The sequence below is a fragment of the Flavobacterium agricola genome (assembly GCF_025919725.1).
Classification (GTDB): domain Bacteria; phylum Bacteroidota; class Bacteroidia; order Flavobacteriales; family Flavobacteriaceae; genus Flavobacterium; species Flavobacterium agricola.
In genome coordinates this window covers 670,687-694,542 of record NZ_CP081495.1, presented here as the reverse complement: position 1 = coordinate 694,542, position 23,856 = coordinate 670,687, and the positions used below count along the sequence as shown (strand labels likewise).

30 protein-coding genes are annotated in these 23,856 nt (G+C 35.9%); 14 read left to right on the top strand and 16 right to left on the bottom strand.

The genetic code is table 11. The features are described 5' to 3' along the window. Window positions 1-9: 9 nt before the first annotated feature. A complete protein-coding gene (locus tag K5I29_RS03405) occupies window positions 10-288 on the bottom strand; it encodes a cupin domain-containing protein (RefSeq protein ID WP_264434450.1) in 279 nt (92 codons plus the stop codon). A 324-nt stretch (window positions 289-612) separates the two neighbouring features. On the opposite strand from K5I29_RS03405, the gene pdxR reads away from it, so the two are divergent. Beyond that, window positions 613-2,034, top strand: coding sequence for a MocR-like pyridoxine biosynthesis transcription factor PdxR (pdxR, locus tag K5I29_RS03400; protein ID WP_264434449.1), 1,422 nt, complete (start codon window positions 613-615; stop codon window positions 2,032-2,034). Window positions 2,035-2,098: 64 nt separating this feature from the next. On the opposite strand, the gene K5I29_RS03395 is transcribed toward pdxR, so the two are convergent. Both K5I29_RS03395 and K5I29_RS03390 read right to left on the bottom strand, forming a co-directional pair. Beyond that, window positions 2,099-2,785: a LytR/AlgR family response regulator transcription factor gene (locus K5I29_RS03395; RefSeq protein WP_264434448.1), complete on the bottom strand. Its 687-nt coding sequence runs from the start codon at window positions 2,783-2,785 to the stop codon at window positions 2,099-2,101. 22 nt (window positions 2,786-2,807) lie between these two features. Then, complete coding sequence (locus K5I29_RS03390; protein ID WP_264434447.1) at window positions 2,808-3,827, bottom strand: sensor histidine kinase; 1,020 nt, start codon at window positions 3,825-3,827, stop codon at window positions 2,808-2,810. 219 nt (window positions 3,828-4,046) lie between these two features. Here K5I29_RS03390 and K5I29_RS03385 point away from each other — a divergent pair, with 219 nt between their 5' ends. The 6 genes from K5I29_RS03385 to K5I29_RS03360 all read left to right on the top strand — a co-directional run bounded on the left by K5I29_RS03385 (window position 4,047) and on the right by K5I29_RS03360 (window position 9,456). After that, a complete protein-coding gene (locus K5I29_RS03385) occupies window positions 4,047-4,661 on the top strand; it encodes a porin family protein (protein ID WP_264434446.1) in 615 nt (204 codons plus the stop codon). 290 nt (window positions 4,662-4,951) lie between these two features. After that, window positions 4,952-5,401 (top strand): CPBP family intramembrane glutamic endopeptidase, encoded by a 450-nt coding sequence (locus tag K5I29_RS03380; protein ID WP_264434444.1) that lies wholly within the window; start codon window positions 4,952-4,954, stop codon window positions 5,399-5,401. A 39-nt stretch (window positions 5,402-5,440) separates the two neighbouring features. Continuing rightward, window positions 5,441-5,782 (top strand): cupin domain-containing protein, encoded by a 342-nt coding sequence (locus K5I29_RS03375; protein ID WP_264434443.1) that lies wholly within the window; start codon window positions 5,441-5,443, stop codon window positions 5,780-5,782. Between the two features lie 50 nt (window positions 5,783-5,832). Beyond that, window positions 5,833-6,324, top strand: coding sequence for a GNAT family N-acetyltransferase (locus K5I29_RS03370; RefSeq protein WP_264434442.1), 492 nt, complete (start codon window positions 5,833-5,835; stop codon window positions 6,322-6,324). A gap of 278 nt (window positions 6,325-6,602) precedes the next feature. Next, a complete protein-coding gene (locus tag K5I29_RS03365; RefSeq protein WP_264434441.1) occupies window positions 6,603-8,492 on the top strand; it encodes an endonuclease MutS2 in 1,890 nt (629 codons plus the stop codon). A gap of 133 nt (window positions 8,493-8,625) precedes the next feature. Next, window positions 8,626-9,456: an RteC domain-containing protein gene (locus K5I29_RS03360; protein WP_264434440.1), complete on the top strand. Its 831-nt coding sequence runs from the start codon at window positions 8,626-8,628 to the stop codon at window positions 9,454-9,456. 228 nt (window positions 9,457-9,684) lie between these two features. Here K5I29_RS03360 and K5I29_RS03355 read toward each other — a convergent pair whose 3' ends face one another. Then, window positions 9,685-10,626, bottom strand: coding sequence for a ketopantoate reductase family protein (locus K5I29_RS03355; protein WP_264434439.1), 942 nt, complete (start codon window positions 10,624-10,626; stop codon window positions 9,685-9,687). Window positions 10,627-10,726: 100 nt separating this feature from the next. Between K5I29_RS03355 and K5I29_RS03350 the strand changes: the two genes are divergently transcribed. Continuing rightward, window positions 10,727-11,071, top strand: coding sequence for a winged helix-turn-helix transcriptional regulator (locus K5I29_RS03350; protein WP_264434438.1), 345 nt, complete (start codon window positions 10,727-10,729; stop codon window positions 11,069-11,071). Between the two features lie 407 nt (window positions 11,072-11,478). On the opposite strand, the gene K5I29_RS03345 is transcribed toward K5I29_RS03350, so the two are convergent. The 6 genes from K5I29_RS03345 to K5I29_RS03320 form a co-directional block, all read right to left on the bottom strand. After that, window positions 11,479-11,868 carry a RidA family protein gene (locus K5I29_RS03345; protein ID WP_264434437.1) on the bottom strand — a complete coding sequence of 130 codons (390 nt, stop codon included), beginning with the start codon at window positions 11,866-11,868 and terminating at the stop codon, window positions 11,479-11,481. Between the two features lie 157 nt (window positions 11,869-12,025). Beyond that, window positions 12,026-12,655 carry an NAD(P)H-dependent oxidoreductase gene (locus K5I29_RS03340; RefSeq protein WP_264434436.1) on the bottom strand — a complete coding sequence of 210 codons (630 nt, stop codon included), beginning with the start codon at window positions 12,653-12,655 and terminating at the stop codon, window positions 12,026-12,028. A gap of 142 nt (window positions 12,656-12,797) precedes the next feature. Then, window positions 12,798-13,436 carry an NAD(P)H-dependent oxidoreductase gene (locus K5I29_RS03335; protein ID WP_264434435.1) on the bottom strand — a complete coding sequence of 213 codons (639 nt, stop codon included), beginning with the start codon at window positions 13,434-13,436 and terminating at the stop codon, window positions 12,798-12,800. 301 nt (window positions 13,437-13,737) lie between these two features. Then, a complete protein-coding gene (locus tag K5I29_RS03330) occupies window positions 13,738-14,301 on the bottom strand; it encodes a Crp/Fnr family transcriptional regulator (RefSeq protein ID WP_264434434.1) in 564 nt (187 codons plus the stop codon). A gap of 14 nt (window positions 14,302-14,315) precedes the next feature. After that, a complete protein-coding gene (locus tag K5I29_RS03325) occupies window positions 14,316-14,684 on the bottom strand; it encodes a LysR substrate-binding domain-containing protein (RefSeq protein WP_264435157.1) in 369 nt (122 codons plus the stop codon). A gap of 26 nt (window positions 14,685-14,710) precedes the next feature. Continuing rightward, the gene (locus K5I29_RS03320; protein WP_264434433.1) at window positions 14,711-15,172 is read right to left on the bottom strand and encodes a LysR family transcriptional regulator; all 462 of its coding nucleotides are present in this window, start codon (window positions 15,170-15,172) and stop codon (window positions 14,711-14,713) included. 149 nt (window positions 15,173-15,321) lie between these two features. Between K5I29_RS03320 and K5I29_RS03315 the strand changes: the two genes are divergently transcribed. Continuing rightward, on the top strand, window positions 15,322-16,230 hold the full coding sequence (locus K5I29_RS03315) for an alpha/beta fold hydrolase (protein WP_264434432.1): 909 nt from the start codon (window positions 15,322-15,324) through the stop codon (window positions 16,228-16,230). 161 nt (window positions 16,231-16,391) lie between these two features. After that, window positions 16,392-17,210, top strand: a complete 819-nt coding sequence (gene blaOXA / locus K5I29_RS03310) for a class D beta-lactamase (protein ID WP_264434431.1) — start codon at window positions 16,392-16,394, stop codon at window positions 17,208-17,210. A 185-nt stretch (window positions 17,211-17,395) separates the two neighbouring features. Here the strand turns inward: blaOXA and K5I29_RS03305 are convergent, their stop codons facing one another. Continuing rightward, the gene (locus K5I29_RS03305) at window positions 17,396-18,268 is read right to left on the bottom strand and encodes a pirin family protein (RefSeq protein ID WP_264434430.1); all 873 of its coding nucleotides are present in this window, start codon (window positions 18,266-18,268) and stop codon (window positions 17,396-17,398) included. Continuing rightward, window positions 18,265-18,651, bottom strand: a complete 387-nt coding sequence (locus tag K5I29_RS03300; RefSeq protein ID WP_264434429.1) for a DoxX family protein — start codon at window positions 18,649-18,651, stop codon at window positions 18,265-18,267. Before K5I29_RS03300 ends, K5I29_RS03305 begins: the two co-directional genes overlap by 4 nt. A 99-nt stretch (window positions 18,652-18,750) precedes the next feature. Between K5I29_RS03300 and K5I29_RS03295 the strand changes: the two genes are divergently transcribed. After that, window positions 18,751-19,098 carry a winged helix-turn-helix transcriptional regulator gene (locus K5I29_RS03295; protein ID WP_264434428.1) on the top strand — a complete coding sequence of 116 codons (348 nt, stop codon included), beginning with the start codon at window positions 18,751-18,753 and terminating at the stop codon, window positions 19,096-19,098. 246 nt (window positions 19,099-19,344) lie between these two features. Here the strand turns inward: K5I29_RS03295 and K5I29_RS03290 are convergent, their stop codons facing one another. Continuing rightward, window positions 19,345-20,145, bottom strand: a complete 801-nt coding sequence (locus K5I29_RS03290; RefSeq protein ID WP_133712787.1) for an SDR family oxidoreductase — start codon at window positions 20,143-20,145, stop codon at window positions 19,345-19,347. 76 nt (window positions 20,146-20,221) lie between these two features. Continuing rightward, window positions 20,222-20,779, bottom strand: coding sequence for a Crp/Fnr family transcriptional regulator (locus K5I29_RS03285; protein ID WP_133712786.1), 558 nt, complete (start codon window positions 20,777-20,779; stop codon window positions 20,222-20,224). A gap of 322 nt (window positions 20,780-21,101) precedes the next feature. Here K5I29_RS03285 and K5I29_RS03280 point away from each other — a divergent pair, with 322 nt between their 5' ends. Next, a complete protein-coding gene (locus K5I29_RS03280) occupies window positions 21,102-21,623 on the top strand; it encodes a hypothetical protein (protein WP_264434427.1) in 522 nt (173 codons plus the stop codon). Window positions 21,624-21,661: 38 nt separating this feature from the next. Then, window positions 21,662-22,051: a VOC family protein gene (locus K5I29_RS03275; RefSeq protein WP_264434426.1), complete on the top strand. Its 390-nt coding sequence runs from the start codon at window positions 21,662-21,664 to the stop codon at window positions 22,049-22,051. A gap of 184 nt (window positions 22,052-22,235) precedes the next feature. Here the strand turns inward: K5I29_RS03275 and K5I29_RS03270 are convergent, their stop codons facing one another. Both K5I29_RS03270 and K5I29_RS03265 read right to left on the bottom strand, forming a co-directional pair. Continuing rightward, window positions 22,236-22,931, bottom strand: a complete 696-nt coding sequence (locus K5I29_RS03270; protein WP_264434425.1) for an NAD(P)H-dependent oxidoreductase — start codon at window positions 22,929-22,931, stop codon at window positions 22,236-22,238. Window positions 22,932-22,957: 26 nt separating this feature from the next. Further along, window positions 22,958-23,308, bottom strand: a complete 351-nt coding sequence (locus tag K5I29_RS03265) for a nuclear transport factor 2 family protein (protein WP_264434424.1) — start codon at window positions 23,306-23,308, stop codon at window positions 22,958-22,960. Window positions 23,309-23,426: 118 nt separating this feature from the next. On the opposite strand from K5I29_RS03265, the gene K5I29_RS03260 reads away from it, so the two are divergent. Further along, on the top strand, window positions 23,427-23,810 hold the full coding sequence (locus K5I29_RS03260; protein WP_264434423.1) for a winged helix-turn-helix transcriptional regulator: 384 nt from the start codon (window positions 23,427-23,429) through the stop codon (window positions 23,808-23,810). Window positions 23,811-23,856: the final 46 nt, after the last annotated feature.

Here is a 23,856-nt window from a genome sequence, read left to right as displayed (position 1 = left end):
TTTTAAAAATTAAAAATCTCTACCTTCTTCTTCACGTAATGCTACTCCTAAGTTTTGTAGTTGAGGTGCATTTTCGCAAGCGATGTATTTTGCAGGTTCAGTTTCGCTGAGGTTTTGATGCTGATGCCACGCCCACGACGGAATATAAACGGCATCGCCTGCTTCCCATTCTACGATTTCGTCTTCTACAAGAGTAGAACCTTTACCCTCCAGCACATACAATATGGTTTCGTAGGTGTGGCGGTGTTTGTGTGTTTTTTGTCCGGGAAGTAACCCTCCAATGGTCATACTTACGTCTTTTGCTCGGTAAATCCACAAAGAAAACAGGGTGTTTTCTTTCTTCCGAAAACTGATTGTGTACGCCTGCATTTTCAACATTTTTGTGGATAACGTGTGATGTCCTCACAAAAGTTGGTCTTGCAAAGGTTTGATGGAAGTCCTTTGAGCTGAATTGTTTTTGCTCTGCGTGGATTGATTTTTTTACTTCTGTCGCTGTTTCTAATTTTGACATAACTGAAATTTTTTATTGTTCTGTTGCATTATTGCATTACAAAAGTATTGTATCTTTGGACTGTTATAATGATACAGTTTTTGTAAAAATAGATAGTCCAGATGCTGAGAGGTTGGAAATTTGAAATACAGTTAGACGAACAATCCGATAAAGCCATTTATCTACAAATAGCCGATGCTATTATAAAAGATATTCATTCGGGGAGGTTAAAATCAGGTGATGCCTTGCCGGGCAGTAGAAACCTTGCACAACTTTTAAAGGTCAATCGGAATACGGTTGTAGAAGCTCTTAATGTATTGCTTATTGAGGGTTGGCTGGTTTCCAAAGAAAGGCAGGGAACTTTTGTTGCTGATACATTGCCTGATTTTAAAGAAGTACAAAAAATTAAGCCTTTAACTTCTAGCATAGAAAATAAAGAGGGTAAGCATTATCATCTGCAAATTGATGACGGAAGCCCCGACAGTAAAATTGCACCCATTCCAGAACTGGCAAGGGCATACCGCCAAATCTTCAACCAAAAAGCAAGGTGGCAGATGATGGGCTACGGCAATGAATTAGGCGATTTGGAATTTAGAAAAACTATTGTTCAGATGCTCAATCATCAAAGAGGTATGCAGATAAACGAACAAAGTATTTGCATCACTCGTGGTAGTCAAATGGCGATGTATCTAACGGCTCAATGTTTGTTTAAAAAAGGTGATTATGTACTTGTTGAAAATCCAGGATATAAACCTGCTTGGAAAGCCTTTGAGCATGCAGGTGCAAAACTTTTGCCTGTAAGTGTGGATAAAGAAGGTCTGAAGATTGATGAGGTAACTTCTTATCTGAAATCGGGAAAAAAGATAAAGGCAATTTACGTTACACCGCATCGCCAATATCCGACTACTGTAACATTGAGTTTGAAAAGAAGATTGGAATTGATAGGGCTTTCCAACAAACACGGTTTTACAATTATTGAAGATGATTACGATAATGAGTTTCATTTTGGTTATCGTCCGGTATTGCCATTATCAAGTTTTACAGAACTAAAAAACTACGTTTACATTGGTACAATGAGTAAAGTTGTTGCACCCGCCTTACGTATCGGTTATTTGGCAAGTAACGACAGTGATTTGATTGAACAGGTGGGCAGTTTGCGAAAGATTATTGATGTGCAGAGCGACAGCATAATGGAACAGGCGGTTTTGCAACTTATCAAAGACGGTACAATAAAACGGCATATCAAAAAGTCAACCAATCACTACAAAGTCAAAAGAGATTTTATGGCAACTGTGTTGAATAAATACATTAAGGATAAAGCAACTTATACAATTCCCGAAGGTGGTTTGGCGTTTTGGGTCGTTCCTAATAAGCAAGTGGACTGGTTACAGATTTCCAAAAAGCTAAAGAGCAAAGGCATTAAAATCATTACGCCCGATACGTATAGCTTCGATGAAACCATAAACGGTATAAGATTGGGCTACGGCTCACTTTCTGAAAAAGATTTGGAAGAGGGAATTATTGCTTTGGGAGAAGTAATATGATATTTTTTTTGTGAAAAAATTTTCTCTTGGAAGGTTTTTAAATATTATTCTTGCTATCTAAATATCATTGTTTTTTATTAATAAACAACTCAATTACTTCTTTCTTTCTCGACCTGCTAAGCGGAATAGTAAACTCACGGAGGGTTAAACAGCTATCACCAATTTTATCTATCAGATTAATGTTGACTACGTATGAGCGATGCGTTTGTACAAAGAATGAGGGTAAAAGAGCATATACCTCTCTTAGTGGCTGTAAAACCATTTTAGGTTTGAAATTAGCTAAATGAATAACAACATAATTCTGCATGCTTTTCAGAAATAGGATTTCGGAAGGTTCGATACGTAACCATTCGCCCTCGCTTTTAATAATCAGCTCTTGGGTTGTTGGTGATGAAGCGTTGACCTCTATAAGACCAAAATAATTCTTAGCTTTTTGGATGGAGCGATGAAAATCGTCAGGAAAAATGGGCTTTACCAAATAATCTATAGCATTTACACGATAGCCTTCTAATGCGTATTGGGCATAAGCAGTTGTAAAAATTATCAGCGGTAAAAAACCGTCCAAAAGTTTTGCCATCTCAATCCCCTTTATTCCGGGCATCTCAATATCTAAGAACATAAGTGACACTTCCTGTTCCTTCAAAAACTGTAGTGCATCTCTAGCATTGGAGAAGCTACCTGCTAAGTCAAGAAAATCATATTGTTCGATATAGCTTTGAAGGCCTTCTCTCGCTACACGCTCATCCTCCACGATTATGCATTTTAGTTTCATCCTACTCAAATTTAATATTCAACTGTACAGAAAACACATTATTGGTTTTGTCAAATTCCAAAATGTATTTATCGGGATATATCAATTGAAGTCTTTTTTTGACCTGCTCTAAGCCCATTCCCTTTGGCTGTTCGTTTATTTTGTCATCATGATTGTTCTTTACATTCATATATAGTTTATTCCCCTTATATTGGATGGATACAGATACCCACTTGTGTTTTGTAGAGAGGTGCTTGAATGCATTTTCAACAAATGTAGATAGTATAAAGGGAGCAATTTTTAAATCATTCGGTTCAATGGAAATATTCACATCGACCTGAGCTTCATCTTTTAATCGGTCTTTTTCAAGTTCTAAGTACGTCTTTAAAAATGCAATTTCGTCATTGAGCAAAATAGCCTTATTCTGCGACTCGTACACATAATACCTCAATATTTTACTGTATTGGGAAAGCAGTTTTAATGCTTCATTTTTATCCTTTTGAATAAGGAATTGCAGGTTGTTCAGAATATTAAATGTAAAATGAGGGCTTAACTGCTGACGGATACTCTTCACCTTTAAGTCGTTTAAACTGTCTTTAAGCACCTGTGTAGCTTTTAAAGTTTCTATATGATGTCGGTATAATTCAAATGAATACGCAATGCCGGATATGAGAATAGTTGCCATCAGCATTCCAAAAAACTGTGGCAACATAGTTTCCTTGTGCCTATTCCAATCTTGGCTAAAAAAACTATCGATTGTATAATCTTCAAGAGTAAGTATGATGGAAGCTATGAAAGCAGTGATAAAAACCCACAGAATCAGGGAAGATATGCGTTTGGTCTGGATGTATCTCTTTATGACTTTCCTTAGCACCAAATGTACATAAATGGCGAAAGTACTTGTAATCATCGAGCTGTATATAATGGCTTTATGGAGGTCATATTCGTCTACCGCCAATAACTGGAATATAAGGATGGTTGCTATAAATGCCCAAAATAGCACAATCATCAGGTTGTTATTTATATATCGCACTTTATTCATAAAACAAACTTACCGTATTAAAACGAGGTCGCCATACAGCTCGTCAAGAATACGCAACCACTCGTCAATCCTTTTAAAAACGGGTGATGAATATGGCTTTCTTTGCAACGTTAATTTTAAACGTTATATAAATAAAATGAAACCATCATGATTTTTCAGACTACACAGGGGGATGAATAAATCTGATAGCTTCATCACAGAAAAAACAAATTTAAAAAGATGAAAAAGAACCTATTGTTTCGTATGCTACTTTTATGTGCCCTACCGTTTGGTTTGCAGGCACAAATTCCTGACGACACCAAACCTACGGTATGTTTCGTGGTGAAAGCTAACAATCTGTACCATTTCAGTAAAAATCCTTTGAACAGCTTTTACTCGTTAGGCGGAGAAGTTGGTCTGTATTTCAACGACAAACTATATCTGGGTCTTGCACAATACAGTAGTCTGTCTCCTTCTGACATCTGGAAAAAAAATCCATATAACCCTGATAAAATCCGGGCGTATGAATATAGCTTACAGGTGGGCTATAAGTTTGAATTGGCATCTCCGCTTTATCTTTACACGGGGCTTCGTGCCGGATATGGAGCAATGCACATGGAATACCGATACAATAATGGTGTTGATTCTGATGAAACAATGACCAGAGAAAAGCTGGGCGGTGTGTTTGCCACTCCTGACCTTAAACTTGGTGTAAAAGTTCACAAATACATTGACATAGAAGCCGGGCTGAACTATCGCTATCACATCGGTAAAAAAGACAAATGGGGGCTTTCTACCGATAAGTTGAATGGATTAGGTGCTGTAATATCAATCGTAGGAAATATTCCTCTATAATAATTTGGGGGTAAGTCTATGGCTTACCCCACTTTATTAAGACTTTTCAAATGGAGAGACAGTTTCTTTTTGTGCTGATAACCGTTTTATACCCGATATTCCTTATCGTTGACCATTATAGAATAAAAAAGCGAAAGACATCAGATTCCTCGCAAGATAAAATCAAAGACTACCAAAAGACCATTTTAGTCTTTTGGTTTTTGACTATTTCGGTCGTTTTGAATGATTACTTAGAGCCTATCCCATCATTAAGTTTTCAATTTGAATTGTCTTTACTGAACACAGTCTTTATGTCTTTGATAGTATTACTTGGTTACGTTCAGTACAGGAGCTCACGGATTAACGAAAGAAACCTTACTGATTTCGCCAGTAAATCACAAAAAGTTGTAAACTATCTGCCAACATCGAGACAGGAACTATCATGGTTTATCATGGTAGCCATCAGTGCCGGGTTTTGTGAGGAAGTTCTGTTTAGGATGTTTGTGTACGAGTTTGCAATACAACATATTGGTGTAATCGGTAGTTTCTTATTTACTAACGTCATTTTCGCTATAACTCATATTGATACGGGAATGAAAAACTTAGTAGGAGCATTTATTCTGGGTTTGGTGGTTAGCTTAATTTACTACTTCACACAAAACATCTGGATTGTTGTAGCTCTGCATATTTCAATTGACTTCAATGCAGGAGTATTGGGATATAGAGTGCATCAGTTTAATACTATAATAAAACAGGCTTAATATTTATAGTTTTGTATTTAATAATAAACAATCGAAATCATGATTTTCAGTAAGACAGATAAGAACCATTATACATGGGGCGACAATTGCGATGCGTGGACGTTGATGCAATCTGATAATATTATTATCAAAGAAGAAAAGATGCCACCAAATACTGAAGAGCGTTTACATTTTCATGACGAAGTCGAACAGTTCTTTTATATTATGAATGGGAAAGCCTCATTTTTGATAGAAGAGAAAGAATATTTGGTGTCAAAGAATGAGGGAATAAAGGTTCATTCTAAAGCCTCGCATAAAATCTCAAATAAAGGTTCAGAAGAATTACATTTTTTAGTAATTTCTTTACCTGGTTATTCTAATGATAGAGTGAATGTAGAATGAGTGAAAAAAAATGTTATATCTTAACGCTGTTAAATTAATACTTATCAATAATGGAAACTAATTCTATTCGTTTAATGAAAACTCGTTTGGAAGATATATCCGAAATAGTCGGACTTGAAAATGAAGACGGAAATAAGTCTTTTATTTTCCCATATACCAGCGAGCAACATAAGGCTACCATAGATGATGAAAATATGGAACATCTCACCGTATGGGATAAACCATCCGGAAGAATAATCGGGTTTATTATTTTATGTGGCATTAAAAATCCGAATAAATCTCTTGAGTTTCGACGAATAGTCATTAGCGAAAAAGGGAAAGGAATTGGTAGACAGTGTATCTGTCTTATCAAAGAATATTGCTTTATCTCACTCAGATTTCATAAACTATGGCTTGATGTATTTCAAGATAATGAACGAGCCTCAAATCTGTACAGGTCAGAAGGATTCCGTTTAGACGGAATTCTACGTGACGAGATAAAGACGGGTAACGGGTATAGATCCTTACTGCTCATGTCCATTCTGGAATCTGAATACTCATAAACACGTATTAATGTAATTTTTATTACCTTTGTCCAATTAAGGACAGATAGAATATGTTTTTTCTTTCCGCATAAATACCATATCGCCATTTCGTTTCTCCATTCTTAGAGAAACCTAGATGCTGTTGTAGATACAAGATTATTTCAATTCCGTATCTCTAAGTTGACAGTATCAGGATGCGGTATGGGCAATCTCAAATTAATCCTTTTACATTTTTTAAAAACAGTTGGTATTCAGACCCCAATAGTCTGATTGCTTGCTATTAAACATATTTTGAGATGAATATTTATCCGGAAAATTTTGAACATAAAATAGATTTCAACGCTGTACGTGAGTATATTAAAGAGAAGTGTCTAAGCCCCTTAGGCATCGACAAGGTAAACGCTATGCGTTTTTCAACTGATTTCGAAACAATCGAACGTTGGTTAACACAAACCCATGAGTTTTCTCAAATCATAAACAACAAAGAAAGTTTCCCTTCGGAACACTTTATTGATATCCGTGATGCCCTTAAACAGGTTGAAGCGGACAATTCTTTTTGGTTATCTGAAAAGGAAATCCCTCAATTATCCGATTCGCTGGAAACTATTGTTCGGATTGTTGAATTTTTGAATGACGAATCGAGAAACCAGCCCGGTAAGATAAAATACCCTGAACTCAAAAAACTGGCAGATGAAATAAAGACATTTCCATCAATCATCGAAAAGGCAAATTCAATCTTGGATAAGTCTGGACAAATAAAAGACAATGCCTCCAAGTTGCTGAACACCATCAGAAAAAATAAAATCGATGCGGAAAAAGATATTACCAAAGCTATGGCTGCCGCACTTCGTACGGCACAAGCACAGGGTATCGTAGGCAGAGATGTCCAAGCCGATATGAGAGGTGGGCATTATCTAATCCCGGTGACGGCTACCAACAAAAGAAAAATCAAAGGGGTCGTTCGTGACAGCTCTGGCAGTGGAAAAACATTCTTTATAGAACCCGAGGCGGTAGTCGAGGCATCTAATCGCTTGAGGGAATTGCAAAATGATGAACGAAAAGAGATTGCCCGGATATTGACAGAGTTTACGAATTTAATCAGACCCGAAGTGGATGAAATTCTAAAATCATACGACTTCCTCGGAACTATTGATTTTATTCAGGCAAAAGCATCTTTTTCGATACGTATCAAAGCTATAAAGCCCGTATTGGAGAACAGACAGAATATTGAATGGACTAATGCTGTACATCCATTATTGGACATTGCACTGCGACAACAAAAACAACACGCACATCCACTGGATATTTTTCTGACTGAAAAAGATAGGATTTTAATCGTATCGGGAGTTAATGCCGGAGGAAAGTCACTTTGCTTGAAAACGGTAGCTTTATTACAATATATGCTACAGTGCGGATTGTTAATTCCGGTAGATGAGGGTTCAAAAGCAGGTGTCTTCCAAAATATATTCATGGATATAGGCGACGGGCAAAGTATGGAGAATAGTTTGAGTACCTATACTTCGCATTTAACGAACATGAAGTTTTTTGTAGATCATAATGATGACAAAACGCTTCTTTTGATTGATGAGTTTGGAGGTGGAACAGAGCCTCAAATCGGAGGCGCAATTGCAGAAACACTTTTGGAGCGTTTCAATAACAAAAAAAGCTTTGGATTGATTACGACGCATTTCCAAAATCTAAAGCATTTCGCCTATAAAACAGAGGGAGTAATCAATGGTGCGATGCTGTACGATTCCGAAAATAACTGCCCAATGTACAAACTTTCGATAGGAAATCCGGGAAGTTCTTTTGCAATTGAAGTAGCCCGAAGAATAGGTTTAGACGAGAGTATTATCGCTGATGCTTCCGGTAGAATAGGTGAAGAATTTATTAATATGGATAAATTTCTCCAATCCATTGCGAAAGACAAACTGTACTGGGAAAATAAGCGAAAGGAAATAGAGAACGGCTTAGGTAAATCAAAACCTGTTACCCAGCCAGTTCAAGTTTTAACTGATGATATTGTCAAGGAGATAAAAAATATAAAAATTGGCGATACTGTTCGTTTAACGGGACAATCAGCGGTCGGAACCATATCCGAGATAAAAGGAGATGAGGCTATCGTTTTCTTTGGTACAATCAAAAGTAAGGTAAAACTGGAACGTTTGGTTTTTGAAAACAACTAACCAAGCACAAGTAACTGTGTCAAAATCACGACACAGTTACTTTTTCAAGTTTATCGGATTCTAATGGATCGTTAACATTTAAATCCAATGGAAAAGCCATTTCAAAAACAGGATCAATCTTAATTGGAGTGAAATGAAACAGTTTTACAATGAAAAAATATCTGAACTGGAGATAGCCATCGACGAAGTAGAGATAGAGACCGATTGTTCCTTAGCGCGGTTAGAGACTGTAATACATCTCGTTCTCAAATGCCTATCCGAATTAAAAGAATATGTTCTGAAAAGAGGGTTTAAAAATACTAATGAAGAAATCCGTTTTTTCAAATATCAGAAACCAGTTATCGTAGCCAAGCTCATTTACTACAATACGATTTACAAAATTGAAACAAAAAAGCCTTATGGAACAAAGCCCATAAGGAAGTATCTAAACAAAGAACTGAAAAAGCTAAAGAGGTTTTTTGACAACAACCTCGACTTCTATAAGTATTACCGGAGTAACAACTCTTTTCTCGACGATAAATATTTTTTACGGGGTCAGCTGGACATTCAGCTATGCGTTGATACAGGACATTTTCAGTCTGATATGACTTTTTCTACTTCTCATGATTATAAGGTTGCCAAAATAATCGCAAACGACCTGATACAGGTGTATATCGAAGACCAACTGTATAGAAACACAGAACACGAAAAATTAGATAAAGACCTTCCGAGATTGAATTGGACAGGTAGTAAAGCTTCTTTGATTGAATTGATTTACGCCTTGCACTATCAAAGGGTGTTTGACAATGGGAACAACGATATAAGAGAAATAGCCCGGTATTTTGAAAGTGCATTTGGCATCGATTTGGGTAATTTTTATCAGACCTATTTAGAGTTGAGAAACAGAAAAATGAACCGGACAAAATTCCTTGATGCACTTCGGGAGGAACTTTTGCGGAAAATGGACGGGCAGGACGAAAAGTAGGATTTGGGCGTGCCACCGCCTGCATTTTAACACCCATGCCCAGGCTATCAAAAAAATGCAGACGGGTCGGGCTATCCGCTATATCTTTTGGGGATCTGCGAGGATCTAAGTAGACTTATCCTATAAATAATTTATTGATAATAATTTTTTTTCAGCGAGCCTTCATTAAGATATTCCGAAGAAAAGCTAATAAGCATATAGGACACAAAAGCCTGAAATTCAAAACTATTAATTCCATAGATGCTTGTTTTGTTCGTATCTGGGAAGATTTAGTTTTAGCTCTTCAGCTGTCAAAAGAACATCTTTACAATATGATTTTAATTCGTAAGAATTTGAATGTCCTATCAATACTTGTTTTATGTAAGGTAAAAACCAAATAGCTGACTTTTTTATCAGGACAAGTAAGAAAGGAGGGAAAATAAATATATTTAATTCCTTGTTTACATTTAAATCCACATTTCTTGCTTTGAGTAGCAGCAGTAGTTCTTTACCGTTTAATTTTACATTTCGCCAATATTTTGTAGTTGTTACTAATTCAAGTAGGGACATTTGCTTGTGTTTTAGGTTCTCGAGGTGCAATGAAGCATTAAATATAAAATGTGAAAACAGCCACGAGCGAAAATCTTTAGTTTCCTTTACCTTAAAACCCGATAATTTGAAAAGATTTATTACTTCTCTACCTCGCTGTGTTTGTTCTGTTCCAAAAGTTCCAATGACTACTGTTTTCATCAATCCCCCTTTTAAAACACCTTTTTCATCAAATCCACCACCTGCAACTGGAAAGCCCCAGACTATTTTGCTAATGGGTAGATTGGAAACCAATGTTTGGGGTTCTTCCCAAAAGTTATTGAAAATAAGTAATGTTGCGTTGCCGATTTTATTAGCTAAAAAACTAACTGCACTTTCGAACTGATAGTGTTGAACACTTAAAATTATTAAATCGTAATCGTGCTCGGTACTCAAGTCTTCTTTTATTTTGATACTCCAATTTTCATTTATCAGAACGCCTCTTAGTGATTTTCTTGCATCATAGATATTTAAAGAAACACTTTCTCCATATTTAGCTTTACTACCCTCCCGTACGTAAAACTCTACGATATGACCTGCTTTTTCAAGTGCCCAAGCATATTGAGTCGAAATAACGCCCCTGCCAAACATTAATACTTTCATTTTATTTACTCTTATCAGTAGCAAATCTCCAAAATAATTTTATACTTTTGTCACTTAATGACAAAAAGTAACAGTGACATTTAGGTAACAGAGATAGTTTATGGATACAATAGATAGTTCAGACGTTCGCAGAAGGATACAGGCTGTACACGATACAATGTACGTGTTGAGTGGAAAATGGAAAATATCAATCCTCGCTTCTCTCTGTTTCGGCGTAAAGAGATTTTCTGAAATACTAAGAGACGTAGATGGGATTTCGGGGAAAGTTTTAAGCCGTGAACTGAAAGATATGGAGATGAATTTGCTAATCAAACGTACAGTCTTGAACACACACCCTGTCACGATTCAATACGAAATCACTGAATATTGTGACATGTTAATTCCTATTATCCACAACCTTTCCGAATGGGGAATCAAGCATCGAAAAAAGATTATTGAGAGGTGATATTATTAGTTATTTAGGTCTTTGTGATTAGGAGTCTCACAGTCAATTACAACTTCCTGTCTTTCATTTTTATTCTATAAACGCAAAACACACTTCCTCCGAAAGAAATACTCTACTTAAGGTAAGCATATTACATAGTCGTATCTTAAATATTTAATGGAATAATTAGGTATAAAGACTGACAAATACTATAAGTACTGGGGACGAAAAATAGGATTTGGGCGTGCCACCGCCTGCATTTTAACACCCATGCCCAGGCTATCAAAAAAATGCAGGCGGGTCGGGCTATCCGCTGTATCTTTGCGGATCTTGCAGAACCGCAAAAGGATGTCGCTTCTATCCCTCACGCTGTATGCCGCTCAGAAACATTTGCTTTTATTTCTTTTTTGTTTACTGTTTTCTCTTTTTTATTTGACAACTGTAGCTTCCAGCTCAACTTTTAATGTTTCAAACAATACATTGACCTCCATGGCAGTCAAAGCTGTTCTGATATTATGTTGGGTTATCCATTCCTGAAGGATATGAAAATGTGGCCAAAGATCTTGCATAGAGGTCGTGTACACCTTTAATCGAACCATGCCTTCACACTTATATCCTGCTAAGGATATCACCTCTTCTAGATTAGAAATTGCTTTTTGAAGCTGTGACTTCATGTCTTCATTGCTAGATATACCATTGGGCTCTATAGCGGCCTGCCCGGAACAATATAATATACCTTCTGGATTTTTGACTTCAACTGCTTGTACATAACTGCGTTCATTCTGCCATGTCCAAGGACTAAATTCTCTTTTTTCCATTTTTAATTATTTTTTATGTTTACTGTATGCAAAAGCGATTTCTTTTTTTGCACCTCATATATTGTGTGAGTTGTTGTGTAGTGGTGTGGGGTTGAATAGATGTCCATTACATCTCGATAAACAACTATTGAAAGATTGGTTTTAGAAGGGAAACGGATTATTTAATAGTAATAGCAAACTCTTCATTTGGGACTCTTACCTTTTTAAGGTTCGCTAAGAAATCTCTTTCTTGATCACGATAACCCAAGGCAAGCAATACTACACTCTTCAAGTTTTTATCCCTTAATTCTAATAAGTTATCAAACTTATCGGCATCAAAGCCTTCCATAGGCGTAGCGTCTATCTTTAGGTTTGCGGCAGCAATTAGAGCAGTTCCAAGGCCAATATAAGCTTGCTTACTTGACCATGTGAAATTTTCTTCATCGCTACGAGGCAAAAGAAAATTACAAATGGCGTGTTTAAACTCTGCTAATTCCTCGACAGGCTGTTCTCTTTCATAAGCGAAAAATGTAATATAATCATCAATCATCTCTTGACTAATGGATCCGAAAGCGGCAAACACCAATAGATGAGAAGATTCACCTATTTGCGTATTAAAAGACCCCTCACCGAGTCTCTTCTTTAACGCTTGATCTTCGATCACAAAAACTCTGTAGGTTTGCATTCCCAATGATGAAGCAGAAAGGTTGATGGCTTCAACTATAGTTTCTATATCTTCATTTGAAACTTTTTTGCTACTAAATTTTTTGGTGGCATACCGCCATTTTAAATCATCTAATAATCTCATTGTATGTAAATTTTAAGTTGTTTTTTTAATTGTTGTGCTAAACCAAATAGTAAGAGCTTTTTTACACCCTATACAGTGCATTGTTCGAGCTGTAAAGTCAAAAAGAAGTAAAGTGGGACTCTCAATATGGTGAGTGCGTTGGCTAAGTGTTTTTACCATCAATAGGGTTACTAACCAATAAAATCTCTTTTTTTAGTGTTCGATTAAGGTGCTCTATATATTGATTCTTATACTCTTCGAAGCGTTCTTTATCCATATTTTTAAGAACGTCATAAAAATGAAATCCGTTAAGCCTCGATAATCCCAAGAATTCCATTGCCCTATGAAAACCAAATAAAACACCATCATCTACCGAGGTTTGGTCCATGATTTCACCTTTAATTGTAAATGCTCCTTTCGGTGCATTCCAACTAGTTGTTATCAAATATTTTTTAGAATGAAGCAACCCACCTCTACCGTAATTTAATTGAGGATCATTTCTTGTGCGGCCATCGCTTTCATAAAGCCTCCCTTCTCCGTTTTTAAAAACCACATCCATATATTCTTTTAATCTATGTGGTAGTTGAAACCACCAAATAGGTACATGCCAAATGGTAATATCAGCCCAAAGGAAATTTTCGAGTTCTACAAGTTCATCATATTCGTAGTTGATGTCAGAAGTACGAACATTGAAACCATTGCTACTCATGAAATTAGCTGTAATTTCGGCCAGTTTTTTGTTTAATTGTCCACTTGAAGTTCCAAAAATTTGGCCACCGTTAATAATAAATATGTTTAACATAGTAATGCTTTTAAAATCAGATATCGTTTTACTCCGTACTTTTCCTATTCAATTTGTAGAAACTGCTATTTAAATAAGTTTTCTTATTTTCTTCATTTTACCTTACAGAGGAATCCTTTTTTCGTTTTTAATTGCTTAGTGCAAAGTTAGTTTCCAATTTTGACACTCCCTGTTGATCTAAATCACAATTATGGAGTGATGTATGTCACACGTTGAAGTTTAAATATGCAATAAAGAAAAACAGTAGGCTATATAGAGGGAATGAGTTGTGAGCTGTCGAGAAAAGCTAATGGATTGGATTTTAGATCGATATCCTGCTTAATGTTTCTCGAGAAACACCCAGATAAGCCGCCAATTGAGATTTGGGTACCCGTTGGATTAAGTTAGGATATCGTTCGATCAGCTGACGATAACGCTCCGCAGTGTTCAAGGTAAGGGCGGAAAGAATTCGTTTTTGTGCGGCGATAAATCCAAAGTACGCTTTTTCCAAAAAGAAATGTTCTATTTTGGGCAAGGCATTGCAGAGATGTTTGTAGTCATCATAGGTAATAAATAATACATCCGTATCTTCTAGACATATGAGTGACATGGTTGTTTTTTTCTGTGTATAAAATGCTTCAAAATCAGTTTCCCACCAATCCTCCATAGCAAAAGAAACAATATGTTCGCGCGCATCGGAATCATTATATACAAGCTTTAATAAGCCTTTACATACAAAGAAATTCTTAGTAAGATACTCTCCTTCGTGGAAGATGAACTGTCCTTTTTTATAGACTTTTGGAGTGAACAAAGAAGCTACAAATTCAAATTCGGAATCTGTAAGGGAAATAATTTTTTCGATATGGTTCTTCAGTATATCATACATTTTACAAGATTTCATTATGTAAACAGACTAATAAACGCTTTGAGCACAGGAGAGGATACACTCTCTTTACGATAGATTAGGGCGTTTTTGACAGCCCCAATTTCTTTAGGTAAAGCATGTGTTTTAATTTTCCTTCCACTATAAAAGGTTGATACAATTTCTTCAGGCAGAAAGCTAAAACCAATTCCAGATTCTATGAAATTGACAACTCCTTCTATGGAGTTAATGACCGTTTTATGATAATTCATAATGTTATGGCTTATCAGCCAAGCTTCCAATCGAGCTCTGAAAAAGCAACCTTGATCAAACACAATTGCTTTCATAAGAGGTTGTTCTAGCAAATCTTCGAGATTTTTAACAAAGATTGGCGTTACGGCGACAATACGCTCGTCATTAACATGAATCTGTTTCAGCTCTTCGTTGTATACCGGCGCGGTATAAATGCTGCGTCTAATTTGTAGTTTAACACGCTATCAATTAGCGTATCACGCATACTTGAAGTTAAATGAAGATCAATCAGAGGAAATTTGTCAGCCATTTCGTGGACAATGCTAGGTCCTTTATGAGCCATTGTAGTTTCTAGAAAGCCTATTTTAATTTGACCATTAACTATGTCGTTTTTTCCGATGGATATTTTTGCCTCTTCAATTAAGTTAATAATTTGCTTGGAATAATGTAGTAGTGTCTCCCCTTCTGAGGTAAGTTCAACCTTTCTAGAAGTTCTCAAAAACAATTTCGTATCAAACTCTTCTTCCAGACTTTTTATCCTTGCTGTTACATTCGATTGTACAGTATAAGACGCTTCTGCAGCTTTGGTAAAATTACCATGAAAAGCAACCGCCATAAATAATTTCAGATCATTAATGTTCATAAATCATAAATTGTGATATTTGATATCGTAATAAATCATTTTTAACAATCAAATATAGCCTATAAATTTGTAGTATGAGAAATAAAACAAATAAATTTTCTGTGACAAGCATACTTGTCATATCAACCTTAATACTAAATCCATATATTATGGCACAATCTAAAGTGACTCTAAAAAAACAAACAGAAAACACAGAGCGTAACATTTACTATCGCACAATAAATGCAGCCGGACATAATATTTTCTATCGGGAGTCTGGACCACAGGACGCTCCAGTAATACTACTTCTCCATGGCTATCCCACATCATCACATATGTTTCGAAGTCTTATTCCGATTTTGAATAAAAAGTATCATGTTATAGCTCCTGATCTTCCCGGATTTGGCTATTCAGACTCTCCTAAAAGGGAAAATTTCGATTACACGTTTGATAACCTTACTAACGTGATGCAGGCATTTATCGACACTTTGGAACTCAAAAGGTTTGCAGTATATGTATTTGATTACGGTGCACCTACGGGCTATCGCTTAATGATGGCAAACCCAGAAAAAATAACAGGATTTATATCGCAGAATGGCAACGCTTATGAAGAAGGATTGGGTACTGCATGGGATGCAGTAAAAAGATATTGGATTAGCAACTCAGAAAAGGATAGGGATGCGCTAAGAGGATTTGTAAAAGAGCAAGAGCTCAGGTTTCAATATTTTACCGGGGTCGAAAATCCTGAATTAATTGCACCTGAAGCATATACACTGGACCAATACTTTCTTGATCGGCCAGGATCTGACGAAAAACAACTTGACTTATTATATGATTACAAACATAACGTGGATCTTTATCCAGAATTTCAAAAATACTTCAGAGAATACCAGCCCAAGGCTTTGATAGCTTGGGGAGATAAAGACCCTTATTTTCTTCCAGAAGGTGCCAAAGCTTACAAAAGAGATATACCAGATGCAATTGTCAAGCTTTACGATACAGGACATTTTGCGTTAGAAACTCATGTAAAGGAAATTGCGCAAGATATTCTTGATTTTATGCTAACATTACCCGACTAGAGAATTGGTGGCTTAAGATTCATTGATGAGAATAAAAGTAGCGTTTCTATACTTAAATTTAGGTACTCACTAGACATATTATGTATAAATTTGGTTTCGCTTTCTGCTGATCACGCAAAATGCGAAAAAACAAATGCAATAATAATTTAATGTAAGCAATAATGATGATTAACAGCAGAAATATCCTAATTATCCTAACTTCTTTCTTGTTAAGTCCTTATCTGACTGTAAAAGCTCAGCACATCGAGGTTCAAAGTCATTTAAAAAAATACTATGATCAATTTAACGTAGAGGGCACCTTCGTTTTATACGACCAGGAAGCAGACAAATATCTAGTGTACAATCCGGCTCTTTCTGATCAGGCAGTTACCCCCGCATCTACCTTTAAAATTTGTCACTCACTGATTGGTCTCGAAACGGGTAATATAGAGGATGAAAACCATATCATTAATTGGGACAGTGTAGAAAGGCAACTACCTATTTGGAATAAAGACCATGATCTAAAAAATGCATTTAAAAATTCTACCGTTTGGTATTATCAAGAACTTGCTAAAACTATTGGCGCTTCACAGATGGAAGACTGGCTGAATAAAGCACAATATGGCAATGCAAATACCTCAGGCGGTATTGATCGTTTTTGGTTGAGTGGAGGACTTCGTATTACTCCTAAACAGCAAGTTGATTTTTTAAGGAGAATTCATAATTACCAGCTACCTTTTTCAAAGCGATCCATTGATATTCTGAAAAAGATAATGGTATCAAATGAAAGTGCAGATTTTGTTGTAAGGTCAAAAACAGGTTTGGGGCAGCAAGACAATCAAAATATTGGTTGGTATGTAGGTTACATAGAAACAAAAACCAATGTCTATTATTTTGCAAATTGTATTCAATCCAAAACCATAGACTATGAGCATTTTATAAACGCCAGAACGGAGATTGTTGACCTCATATTGAGAGAACTGAACCTTATAAATGAATGAATGTGATAAATCAGTTTCGCTCATTTCTTCACATCCTTGCGCAGGATGCACCGCCTGAAGTATACAATAGCTATAGCAACCTTTACATATCAGGCGGTTTTGCGCAATTCACTCCCTTTCCCGTTCTTTTAGTAAATTGCTAACTCCAGCGCGACAAAGTAACTTTAAAACGCTAAACATTGTTTTCAATTACTTATTTGTGAAGTATAGGATATTTTCTGAATGCTTGGCAAATCGTTCAAATGCGGAAATTTTCCCTGACGAAAATCTCGATACATCTGTGCGATGTCTTCCATTGTGTCTGCTACAAAAGGTCCGTGATGAACCACAGGAACATTATGCGGTTGTCCTGCATACAACACAAAATGTGTATCGTTTACCAATGCTTCAAATTGTAATTCGCTCTCACCATTTTCTGTGATTTTTTCAAGCCAACCTGCCTGTTCGGCATTGATAATTTTGTCGCCTGCTTTAACACTGCCTTTTAATACATATACCAAACCATTGTAGTGCGATGGAATTTCTTGTGTTACCACAGCTTTTTCTTCTAACCTAAAGTCCACCAAAGTAAATGGCGTATGGTTTTTTAATGGCGAAATCAATCCGTTACTGCTTCCGCTATACACACGAATTTCGTATGTATCGGTTTTAATTTTGGGTACCTCTTCCAATAGCATTCTTTGTAAGAAAGGTTGAGCGTATCGCTTTTCGGGCGGTAGTACCAACCACACTTGCAGCATACGAAGTTTTTGTTTGGAAGTGATTTCTTCGGTGTGGATAATGCCTTTTCCGGCGGTCATTAGTTCAAAACTTCCCGTTTTCCAATCTTTTTCATTGCCTTCCAAAACCAAGCTTAAGGTTTCAAACCCAGCGTGTGGATGTGCTCCTCCTACGGGTTCTCCACCAGGAAGGTTAAGGCTGTCGTCCATAAACAAAATAAAAGGGTCGCTGTCTTTGTAAGGTACACCGTCCAATACCGCCATTGCACGATGTCCTGTTCCCAAAAAACCATTATGCCAATGGTTTTGGGTTATTTTTGAAATATTTCTGCGTATCATGATTGTTGTGCTTTATTAGTTTGAAAAATCCTTTGCTTCAGTTCGGGGAAACGAATAAACGCCGTAATCCAAAGCAGCGTCTGAAAAATAACCGCCATTGCTATCGGTTGTTGATGTTGCAAATGTGTGGCGATAGCACCGCCCAAATAAGCTACTAACAGCATTGCTCCCAAAACTCCAGTTCTTGGAATAATGAAGAGTATCAGCGAGATGATTTCAATAACCCCAATAAACTGATACGTGGAAGCATCAAGGCCAATAGAAGAAGCTTGTTCCAAGGCCGTTTCGTTTTGCGTGAGTTTCATAAAAGCACTCATTGTAAACACAAGTGCTAAAACGATGGTCATTCCCCATCCCGTAATTTTGATTGCTTTTTGTGACATAATTTTTAATATTTTATTATTCTTCAGCAAAGTTCCGGATAAATACTATACATTTGCTATCTGTTACAAAAAGGATAGTACTTACAAAAAGAATAGTATATGAAAGAACATACGATAGAAAGTTGTGCAAAAGCTAATTTGGCAATACGTGATACACTTGATATAGTAGGCGGTAAATGGAAGTTAATCCTGATTTCGGTGTTACGAAGCGGTAAAAAAGGGTTTAATGAATTGTCGAGAGAAGCGGGAATTTCCCCTCGTATTTTGTCGAAAGAATTGCAAGAATTGGAAATGAACGGATTGGTCAGCAGAAAAGTCTGCGATACCAAACCTATAACGGTACAATATGAATTGACCGAATATAGTTACAGTTTAAATGATGTTTTGGTAGCTATGGAGAAATGGGGATATCAACATAGAAAAAGAATTGTTCAAGGGATTGAGTAATTGGAAATCCATTTGTATAATAGCCAATATTCCTCAATCAAAAATTAGAATTCTAAAGCTAATTCTCATGATCACATAGGAATAAAAAACAATACCTAACTGTATGGGCGGTTCGTTTAAAGATTTTGACAAAAATGATAGGCTTTACAACGCTAGAAATAATAACACTTTTCCATTATCCTGTGAATAATGGAAAAGTGCATAAGGAAATTAATATAGTTTAAAAAGAAAAAACTTATTCTTAGTTTAGAAAAAACGCTTATTCATTTCGTTCATTGTCTTTTCAATTCCTTCTTTTTTTAGCCAATTATACTCTTCGGTAGCAAGGTCACCTGCAAGATAGTGTAATTGATTCTTATTGTCCGTAGCTGCTTCGTAAACAACATTTGCAATTAGTTCCGGCGTATCCCGTTTTAAACTAGCGTCCTCCCGCATAGCTCTGAAATATTGGTTGAAGGTATCTTCATATGCTGAATGAGAAACCATTTCCGCATTACCACCAAAATTGGTTTGCATATAGGCAGGCACAATTGTTTTAATATTCACACCAAATCGGTTCAATTCATAACTCAATCCTTCAGTCCAAGTTTCTAAGGCTGATTTTGTAGCAGCATATACAGCTACAAACGGATAAGGTATGTTTGCGGTAGAGGAAGTAACGGTAATAATTGTTCCACTTCCTCTTTTCCTAAAATGAGGGAGAAATGCTTTGGTAACCAAGATTGTCCCTAAAAAATTGGTGTTAATTTGTTTTCCTAACTGTTCGTTGGATGCCCCTTCAAAGGGTCCCATCAGTCCATAGGCCGCATTGTTAAACAATACATCTATTGGACTGATTTTTTCTGCTTGAGCGACTACTTCCTCAATATGCTCACTATTACTGATATCGAGTTTCAAAAGTTGGATATTTGGATACTGTGTTAGTTCTGTCTCGTTCTCAGGATGGCGCATCGTTGCGATTACTGTCCACCCTTTAGAGGAAAATAATTTAGCTGTAGCTTTTCCTAGCCCTGAGGAAGCACCTGTGATTAAAATTGTTTTGTTCATTCTCTTGCTTTTTTATTGTTACAGCAAATATAAAATGACCAAAGATGAACTTATTTACCATATGGTAAAAAGTAAATTAATAAAGATTTTTTCTTATTCTGCTAAGAGATTGTTGAGTAATTCCCAAATATGAAGCAATGTAGGACAATGGAATGCGATTAACAAGAGTAGGATATTTTTGAATAAATTCCAAATAACGTGTAGTGGCATCTTGTGAAACCAAAGGACTTACCTTTTCCAATTTTTGGATTAGTGACCGATTGGTTATTGTTTGAATTATTGTTTTCCATTCGACTATTATGTCAGAAATTTCTTCCCAATCTCGGTTGGAGAACACCAGTAGTTTACAGTTGGTAATCGCTTGTATGTATTCTTTAGATGGAATATTTTTTAGATTATAAAGCAAGTGGTTTTCCTCAATGAATATCTTAGTTATTTCTTCACCTTTCTGGTTGAAATAATAAATACGGAATATACCCTCCAACACAAATCCTACCTGTTTCAATACTTTCCCCTCTTCTATAAAATAGCCCCCTTTTTTGAGTTCTATTTCTGTGCCCTTGCTTTCAATTATTTCAATTTGTTGCGCATTAAGAGGGGCAAATTGTTGAATGTATTTTATAAAATCTTTCATCGTTGCTAATTTAGCAATAATTTTTCAAGTTAATCCCTTTCAGATTTTCAGAAATTGCATTAAATGAAGGTCAAAAAATAAAAGCTAATAAGAATGAATCCCTGAAGTTTGTATTGTTAAATACAAAGCCCTTTCTTCATAGAAAAATCAAACCTCAAAAAAGATAGGTGTTAATTGTTTAAATATTAAAATTTTATTTCTAAGTTTACCTTAGGTAATAAAAGGATGCCTATACTCACAAAAGACAACGTCACCTTTTTTTTCGGTATGCAAATGTTTCATAAATCCGCCAAATGTGAGTAATGGCAACTAAAAGGATATTATGAAAGAATTACGCCCAATAAGGCTCAAGCAACTAAAAGTTGAAGCCAAGTTACTACTGAAAAACTTTAAATCGAGCAGTGAAAGTTCGGTAAAAGAATATTCCAATCAGCCAATCTTCCAAGATTTAACTTCTTCGGAAATTAAAAACTCTATAAAAGAGATTCGTCTAAAAGATATCTATCATCTTATTGCCTCAGAATACGGTTATAGCCGCTGGGAAGATTTAAAACTTCATATCGTAAAAAAAGATATGCTTTTTAGGAGTAATGGGATTGGCTTAATCCACAAATGGTTTAAAAACTATAACGAAGCGAGTAAATATCATCTTGAAAATGGAGGTTATTTGCTTCAGTTTTGGGAGGATTATGTCATATGTGGAATTGAATATATTCGACTACTGAAATTAGATTCATACACTGAAGAATGGCGTCTTATTGAGTACAACTGGATTGAACCCAAAAATGAATATGCCTATCAAAGGCTTTATGATAAAGCAATCTTACAGTATTCCTTACTGTAGGTTTTCGAAATCTTATTAATTTTTTAATTTTTATTTTTATGAGAAATTATTTAGGTAGAATAGTTCTCCTGGTAGAGGATTATGAGAAATCAGCCAATTTCTATGAAAAAAACTTTGGCTTTACGCGATTTTTTGATGTAACTACAGATGTAGGACAACGATTCCTTCATATTGGAAGCGAACCATCTGATTCTTTAGGTATTTGGTTCTTAAAAGCTGATACAAAAAAGCAAAGAGAACGTGTGGGGAATCAAACAGCCGAACAACCTACAATGGTGATTTATACACAAGAATTAGAAACTCTCTATGAGCGACTTAAAAATAACAACGTAAGGTTAAAAACTGATGTTATTAAAACTCCAGAATATTGCTTTTTTCATTGTTTCGATTTGGATGGAAATGAAATTATTGTGACGGAATTACAGTAATTATTCTTTGTTGCAAAGAGTGCTTAGAACAAAATACTACCCATCTCTACCTACAAGTTTGAAAACTACTTCTAACAATAGTTAGTATCAATCGATAGCGAGATGGGATAGTTTAATATACAGGTAACGTCAATGTATTGCTTTATCTATGAAGATGTGAAAAAACCTGTAATCGAACAGTGCATCATTTAGTTGCTAAGTCATTTAGGTTAAATTTTTCGCTTACAACAATATCCGCAGCATCCTCGACACTCATTTCAAGCACAAACTGCTCTTTAGATTTACGATATTTCTTCATGTTTATCAGCCAATCGTTATCGGCATCTCGATAACCCAAAGGAAGTATTACCGTGCTTTTGTAACCAATCTCTCTAAGTTTCAGAAGTTCGTCCAGCTTTTCGGAATCAAAACCTTCCATAGGTGTCGCGTCTACCTTCTGCTCAGCGGCGGCGGCTATTGCCATCCCAAATGAAATATAACTTTGTTTTGCAGCATGGTGTGCCTGCCATTCTTTGCCTTCATGTTCGAAAAGCTCTAAAAGTTTTTGACGGTATGCATCCATTGTATCATGCGGCAAGTTACGTAAGTCCATCATCTCATTAAATACATTAGAAATACGCTCATCACTATATCCATCCCAAGCTATCCATATTAGTAAATGAGAACAATCGGTTATTTGCTCTTGGCCATAGGCTATCGGTTTAATCTTTTCCAGCAAGGCACGATCAGAGATTACAATCACTTTATATTGCTGTAATCCTGACGAAGATGGAGCAAGCCGAGCAGCTTCTAATATATAAACTAACTTATCCTCTGGGATAGACTGCCCGTTCATTTTCTTTGTGGCATAACGCCATTTTAAATTATCTAAAAGTGTCATATTTTTGTTGTTTTAAATTTTATATTTTATTTCTCATTCTTTAAGACAAAAGCTTTTAGCTCAGCCATTTTTCCGTTTTCAAACCTCCATATATCGGAAGCGAGATAAGATTCAACTTCACCATTCTTATTCTCAAAACTAATTTCACCCACCTGCACAACAAAGTCACCTTCCTCTATCATTCGTTCAATTGTGAACTGTGTTGTTTCTGTATAAGCTTCTTCCAAATACTGTTTAACAGCATCTTTCCCTTTTAAAGTTTTTTCTCCGATGAACACCCATTCCGTGTCATCTGTGCAAAAAGATAAGAACCCCTCTATATCCCCTTTTTCAAGTGCTTCATTGGCTGTTTTTAATAAGACTTTGTTTGTGACCATTTTTATAACGTTTGATTTAATTCAACATAAGAGTTTCCAAAATTAGAAAACAATTGTTTACTTTAGTTACTTAATTCCAAAAAGTAATTGTTACTTTTGGGTAACTAAGTGAATAATCATGGAAAATAATTTTAGAGAAGAGTGTAAGAAAGAGATAGTAGCTGTTCACGATGCTATGGATTTATTGAGCGGAAGATGGAAAATTTCAATTATTGCTAGCTTGTGTTATCACCCTTCCCGGCGATTTTCAGAAATATTGCGTGACGTTAATGGAATTTCCAATAAGATGCTGAGTAAGGAATTGAAAGACTTGGAAACAAATATGATTGTGAAAAGAACAGTCTTAGATATTCAGCCAATAGCAGTAGCGTACTCTTTGACATCTCACGGCCAAAAATTACATGAAATGATAGAAAATTTATCAAAATGGGGCAAAGAGCACAGAAAACAACTATTTGGTCAAACAGCTAATAAAGAGAATAATTTCTTGCGTAAAAACTGAAGGATAAGTTCCACTAGTTTAAGCCTGGCTCAGCAAATTGCATCTC

What these genes read in the sequence shown, in the direction of transcription:
- K5I29_RS03355 (WP_264434439.1), bottom strand. Translation starts at nt 10,626, where the DNA reads ATGAAAGTATTAATGTTTGGCAGGGGCGTTATTTCGACTCAATATGCT.
- K5I29_RS03285 (WP_133712786.1), bottom strand. Translation starts at nt 20,779, where the DNA reads ATGAAAGATTTTATAAAATACATTCAACAATTTGCCCCTCTTAATGCG.
- K5I29_RS03345 (WP_264434437.1), bottom strand. Translation starts at nt 11,868, where the DNA reads ATGGAAAAAAGAGAATTTAGTCCTTGGACATGGCAGAATGAACGCAGT.
- K5I29_RS03275 (WP_264434426.1), top strand. Translation starts at nt 21,662, where the DNA reads ATGAGAAATTATTTAGGTAGAATAGTTCTCCTGGTAGAGGATTATGAG.
- K5I29_RS03390 (WP_264434447.1), bottom strand. Translation starts at nt 3,827, where the DNA reads ATGAATAAAGTGCGATATATAAATAACAACCTGATGATTGTGCTATTT.
- K5I29_RS03375 (WP_264434443.1), top strand. Translation starts at nt 5,441, where the DNA reads ATGATTTTCAGTAAGACAGATAAGAACCATTATACATGGGGCGACAAT.
- K5I29_RS03315 (WP_264434432.1), top strand. Translation starts at nt 15,322, where the DNA reads ATGGCACAATCTAAAGTGACTCTAAAAAAACAAACAGAAAACACAGAG.
- K5I29_RS03280 (WP_264434427.1), top strand. Translation starts at nt 21,102, where the DNA reads ATGAAAGAATTACGCCCAATAAGGCTCAAGCAACTAAAAGTTGAAGCC.
- K5I29_RS03260 (WP_264434423.1), top strand. Translation starts at nt 23,427, where the DNA reads ATGGAAAATAATTTTAGAGAAGAGTGTAAGAAAGAGATAGTAGCTGTT.
- K5I29_RS03335 (WP_264434435.1), bottom strand. Translation starts at nt 13,436, where the DNA reads ATGTTAAACATATTTATTATTAACGGTGGCCAAATTTTTGGAACTTCA.
- K5I29_RS03350 (WP_264434438.1), top strand. Translation starts at nt 10,727, where the DNA reads ATGGATACAATAGATAGTTCAGACGTTCGCAGAAGGATACAGGCTGTA.
- K5I29_RS03290 (WP_133712787.1), bottom strand. Translation starts at nt 20,145, where the DNA reads ATGAACAAAACAATTTTAATCACAGGTGCTTCCTCAGGGCTAGGAAAA.
- K5I29_RS03305 (WP_264434430.1), bottom strand. Translation starts at nt 18,268, where the DNA reads ATGATACGCAGAAATATTTCAAAAATAACCCAAAACCATTGGCATAAT.
- K5I29_RS03270 (WP_264434425.1), bottom strand. Translation starts at nt 22,931, where the DNA reads ATGACACTTTTAGATAATTTAAAATGGCGTTATGCCACAAAGAAAATG.
- blaOXA (WP_264434431.1), top strand. Translation starts at nt 16,392, where the DNA reads ATGATGATTAACAGCAGAAATATCCTAATTATCCTAACTTCTTTCTTG.
- K5I29_RS03295 (WP_264434428.1), top strand. Translation starts at nt 18,751, where the DNA reads ATGAAAGAACATACGATAGAAAGTTGTGCAAAAGCTAATTTGGCAATA.
- K5I29_RS03405 (WP_264434450.1), bottom strand. Translation starts at nt 288, where the DNA reads ATGACCATTGGAGGGTTACTTCCCGGACAAAAAACACACAAACACCGC.
- K5I29_RS03360 (WP_264434440.1), top strand. Translation starts at nt 8,626, where the DNA reads ATGAAACAGTTTTACAATGAAAAAATATCTGAACTGGAGATAGCCATC.
- K5I29_RS03265 (WP_264434424.1), bottom strand. Translation starts at nt 23,308, where the DNA reads ATGGTCACAAACAAAGTCTTATTAAAAACAGCCAATGAAGCACTTGAA.
- K5I29_RS03380 (WP_264434444.1), top strand. Translation starts at nt 4,952, where the DNA reads ATGTCTTTGATAGTATTACTTGGTTACGTTCAGTACAGGAGCTCACGG.
- K5I29_RS03330 (WP_264434434.1), bottom strand. Translation starts at nt 14,301, where the DNA reads ATGTATGATATACTGAAGAACCATATCGAAAAAATTATTTCCCTTACA.
- K5I29_RS03385 (WP_264434446.1), top strand. Translation starts at nt 4,047, where the DNA reads ATGAAAAAGAACCTATTGTTTCGTATGCTACTTTTATGTGCCCTACCG.
- K5I29_RS03320 (WP_264434433.1), bottom strand. Translation starts at nt 15,172, where the DNA reads ATGAACATTAATGATCTGAAATTATTTATGGCGGTTGCTTTTCATGGT.
- K5I29_RS03370 (WP_264434442.1), top strand. Translation starts at nt 5,833, where the DNA reads ATGGAAACTAATTCTATTCGTTTAATGAAAACTCGTTTGGAAGATATA.
- pdxR (WP_264434449.1), top strand. Translation starts at nt 613, where the DNA reads ATGCTGAGAGGTTGGAAATTTGAAATACAGTTAGACGAACAATCCGAT.
- K5I29_RS03365 (WP_264434441.1), top strand. Translation starts at nt 6,603, where the DNA reads ATGAATATTTATCCGGAAAATTTTGAACATAAAATAGATTTCAACGCT.
- K5I29_RS03340 (WP_264434436.1), bottom strand. Translation starts at nt 12,655, where the DNA reads ATGAGATTATTAGATGATTTAAAATGGCGGTATGCCACCAAAAAATTT.
- K5I29_RS03300 (WP_264434429.1), bottom strand. Translation starts at nt 18,651, where the DNA reads ATGTCACAAAAAGCAATCAAAATTACGGGATGGGGAATGACCATCGTT.